Origin of the sequence: Actinomadura sp. CNU-125, assembly GCF_001942465.1 — a bacterium.
In the GTDB taxonomy this organism is placed as follows: Bacteria; Actinomycetota; Actinomycetes; order Streptosporangiales; family Streptosporangiaceae; genus Spirillospora.
Genome location: NZ_MKJY01000372.1, coordinates 1 through 4,010, shown reverse-complemented (window position 1 = coordinate 4,010; position 4,010 = coordinate 1). Strand labels below are relative to the sequence as shown.

Annotated in this window: 4 protein-coding genes; 2 read left to right on the top strand and 2 right to left on the bottom strand. The window is 72.6% G+C overall.

The window, feature by feature from the left end:
* Window positions 1-103: 103 nt before the first annotated feature.
* Window positions 104-421 (top strand): antibiotic biosynthesis monooxygenase family protein, encoded by a 318-nt coding sequence (locus BJF79_RS33830; RefSeq protein WP_075903567.1) that lies wholly within the window; start codon window positions 104-106, stop codon window positions 419-421.
* A 287-nt stretch (window positions 422-708) separates the two neighbouring features.
* On the opposite strand, the gene BJF79_RS33825 is transcribed toward BJF79_RS33830, so the two are convergent.
* On the bottom strand, window positions 709-1,038 hold the full coding sequence (locus BJF79_RS33825; RefSeq protein WP_410050178.1) for a hypothetical protein: 330 nt from the start codon (window positions 1,036-1,038) through the stop codon (window positions 709-711).
* Entirely contained in the window at window positions 939-2,345 is a 1,407-nt protein-coding gene (locus BJF79_RS33820; protein WP_083734441.1) for an FAD-dependent oxidoreductase, read from the bottom strand. The genes BJF79_RS33825 and BJF79_RS33820 overlap by 100 nt, the downstream gene beginning before the upstream one ends.
* 732 nt (window positions 2,346-3,077) lie before the next feature.
* Here BJF79_RS33820 and BJF79_RS33815 point away from each other — a divergent pair.
* Window positions 3,078-4,010 (top strand): AfsR/SARP family transcriptional regulator (locus BJF79_RS33815; protein ID WP_143220597.1); only part of this gene is annotated, 933 nt, incomplete at its 3' end.

The following is a 4,010-nucleotide window of genomic DNA, read 5'->3' as shown; positions in this document are numbered from 1 at the left end:
CGCGCTGCGCGACGCCCTCGCCGCACCGTTGGGCCGCGGCCTGCCCGACCCCGGCGGCGTTCCCGGCGGCGTTCCCGCCGCTCGCCCCGACCAGGGCTGACCGGTGCCGCGGCTGCGCGTGCTCGTCCACCTGGTCGAGCCCGCCGGGCGGCGCGGCGCCGTCCCGGCGGCCTACGAAGAGGCCCGCGAGACGCTCGCCGGAACCGCGGGCCTGCTGGCGGACGAACTGCTCGGCAGCGTCACCGACGCCCGCCGGTTCGTCCTGGTGATGGAGTGGGAGGGGCGGCGGCAGTACGCCGCGTGGGAGCGGGAGCACCGCGCCCGCGGCCACCGCTCCCCGCTCCGCCCCTTCCAGGACCGCGAGCGCCCGGGCGGCCACTACGAGGTGTTCGCCGAGACCGCCGCCCGCCGCTTCACCTGACCCACCCCACCCGGCGGTGCCCGCTCCGGCCAGGGCCGGAGCGGGCACCGCCGGGCCCTTCAGCGCCACGGCTTCCTTCCTGCAAGGACCCGGCTTGTTCGCTGATCACCTGCAGCAGTGCGCTGTGTGGTGAACCCGCACGTCGGGGGGAGGTCGGGCGCCTGCCCGCCGCCGCCTCACATCGTCGAGCGCGCGCTTGCGCTCGTCCAAATACTGAGGTGCCCGCCGGGCTCCGGGGTTGGGAGCCGGTGGGGGAGCGGGGGCGGGGCGGGCGGCGTTCGCGTCGGTCAGCGGTCGAGGGAGAGGACGGTGCGGAGCACCGTGCGGAGCGTCGGCGCGGCGGGGGCGTCCGGGACGGGCGGGCCGGGCGATCGCCAAGCGACGTAGCCGTCCGGGCGGACCAGCAGCGCCCCGGCCGGGCCGATCCCGTGGCCGTCCGTCAGCCGCCCGGTCACCTCGGTCAGGTCGCCGTCGCGGATCTGGGCGGCCGCGTCGACGCCGAGGTCGAGCGGCTCCTTCAGGGCGTCCGCCCACGCGGCGCCGTCCGGTCCGGTGAGCAGCACCGGGCACCGGCCGTACAGGTCGAGGGTGGAGACCGTCCGGCCGTCGCGCGACACCCACAGGTCGCGGGGCGCGGCGTGCCGGGTCGTCCCGGACACGTTCCTCCGGCGCGAAGGCGGTCCCCGGGACGGCGGCGTCCGGCCCGGCGGCGATCGCGGCCGAGGCGTACGGCTGGCCGAAGACGACGGCGTCGCCGTCGGCCGCGGACGTCCGCGGGCAGCGGCACGTCCCGTCCGGTGCGCTCGCGGAGCTGGAGGAGCGCCTGCTCCATGGTGAAGCGCGCGACCGGCAGCCGCTCGGCCTCGTAGGTGTCCAGCAGCCCCGGCCCGGCCCGCCCGGCGAGCACCGCCGCGATCTTCCACGCGAGGTTGTGCGCGTCCTGGATGCCGGTGCTGGCGCCGAACGCGCCGGTCGGCGGCATCACGTGCGCGGCGTCCCCGATGAGGAAGACCGGCCCGGACCGGAGCCGCTCGGCGACCCTGGCCTCCACCTCGTAGCCCAGCACCGTGGTGCCGTCGCCGAGCTGCGGGACGATCGTGATGTCGGCGGGCCGCGCTCCGACGGCCGCGGCGGCCAGCTCCGCGCACCGCCGCGGGGTGAAGTCGTCCAGCGACTCCCCGGCCGCGGGGTGGTAGGGGATCCCGAGGACCCAGCGGCCGGTGCCGTCGTGCGGGAGCAGGACGGTGCCGGGCCGGGGGAGGTCGAAGTGGCCGACGCCGAGGTTGCGGCCGCGGAGCTGGGCTTCGAGGTCCGCGGTGAACACGAAGTTCGCGGAGCTGCCCAGCGCGCCGGGGCCGGTGAAGCCGATCCCGAGCGCCTCGCGGACGCCGCTGCGGTGCCCGTCGGCGGCGATGAGGAGGTCGGCGCGGACGTCGTGGACGCCGTCGGCGTCCTCGATCCGGGCGTCCACGCCGTCGCCGCCGAAGTCGGCGAAGTCGAGCAGGCGGCTGCCGAAGCGCAGGTCCGCGCCCAGTTTCCGGGCGTGCTCGCGCAGCAGGATCTCCAGCCGGTCCTGGTCGATCGGCGCCCACGCGCAGGGGGAGACGCCGGCGGTGCCCGCCGCCGAGTGCGGGCGCGCCATGCTCGTGCGCCGAAGCTCCGGCGACGGCAGCGAGCGCGCCCGGATCAGCTGGGAGTTCTCGTCGTAGACCCGGGAGCATTCCGAGAGAATTTCAGGTTCCAGGCCGGCGTCCCGGAACAGTTCGACGGTGCGCGGATTGATCGCGCGGGCGCGCGGATGGCCCAGCGCATCGGTGCGGCGCTCGACCACGGTGACCGGGACTCCGTGCCGGGCCAGGAAGACGGCCGCCGACAAGCCGGTCGGCCCGCCGCCGATGATCAGCACCGGTATGTGTTCCTGCACGTTGCCTTCCTCACTGCGGGATTTGGAGCCTGGGCTCGTGCGGTGTTTCGGGCGCCGGCCGGCGTCTTATGATGCTCGGTCCGGTCGCTTGCACTTCGCTGGAGCATCACTCGATCGATGTTTCTTCGCCGTGAAGTCCGGCATTCCCCATTCTCCTGGACGGGCCGTGTAATACCAATCGACAATATCGGTTCGCACGGTGATCGGCCGTGCGTGCACGGTCACCGTCGGGCGATGGTCCTGGGGGGACGACGGCGACCTCGCGGCAGGCGGTGACACCTTGCCATCCACTGACCGGCGGCGCCGCCGCGCGCCCGGATCGGCGCCGGGCCGCGGGGGCGGGTTCCGCCTTCGTCGCGCCCGGCGACGCCATTGCCGACGAACGGCACCTTGATCGTTAATATCCGGTGAATGGTCGGCAACGTAGATCATCTTTGCTGTCAAGGCCCTATGCGTGCACGCAAGCGGGTATTGCAATCCTCATGTAGGCTGTCTATATAGGAGCTGAACATATTTGTCGACTCCTGCTGATGTCCGGATCCGGACCACGATTGAGCGATGCCGAGACCGATGATTATCCCGAGGCGTGGAGTTAAAGTGTCAAAAGCTCATCAGAGGGGCGGTACCAACGGTGGCGGGATGGCAACTCACTGTTACGGCACTGAATAAAGGACAAAAGCTCAAACTGACCGAAAATGTGTGGTCGACCGGAATTCGGATCGAGGAAGTGAGATGAGATTCCAGGTCCTGGGGCCGCTGGAGGTGCGCAGCGAGTCCCGCGATGTGACTCCGTCCGCGCCGAAAGTCCGTGAGGTGCTGGCGTTGCTGCTCCTGCACCACGACCACATCGTGCAGAGCCGGACGTTGATCGACGAGTTGTGGGGACAGGAACCGCCGCCGAGCGCGTTGGCCACCCTGCAGACCTACATCTACAAGCTGCGCAAGATCCTCGCGGTGGAGACCCCGCAGGACGCGCTGCGCACCAAGGCGTACGGGTACGTGATGACGGTGTCGCCCGACGACCTGGACCATCTGCGGTTCGAGCGACTGCTGGCGGAGGGCCAGGCGGATTTCGAGGCGGGACGGACGGAACGTGCCACCGCCGTGCTCGGCCGGGCGCTCGACCTCTGGCACGGGCCGGCCCTCGCCGACGTCGACTGCGGCCCCATCCTGTCGGCCGAGGCCACCCGGCTCAACGAGCGGCGGCTGCGGGCGCTGGAGATGCGCGTCGACGCCGATCTGCTGCTCGGCCGCCACCAGGAGCTGATCAGCGAGCTGCGGCGCCTCACCTCGGCGCATCCGCTGCACGAGGTCTTCCACGCCAAGCTGATGATGGCCCTGTACGGCTCGGGACGGCGCAGCGAGGCCCTCGACGTGTACCAGGAGCTCCGGAACACGCTCGTGGAGGAACTCGGCCTGGAGCCGTCGGGGTCGCTGGTGCGGCTCCACCAGTCGCTGCTCTCCTCGGACTGGACGCCCGAACCGCTCGTCCCCTACCTCAACGGGGCCGGGCACGGCGACGACCCGGTGCGGCTCACCTCGGGGAACCGCTCCGCCGCGAACCCAGCGGACCCCCGCACGGACGCCGCCGCGGCCGCGTCCGTCGCCGGCGACCCGGCGACCCCGGGATCCGCGAACGCGGGAACGCCCACCGAGGGCCCCGCG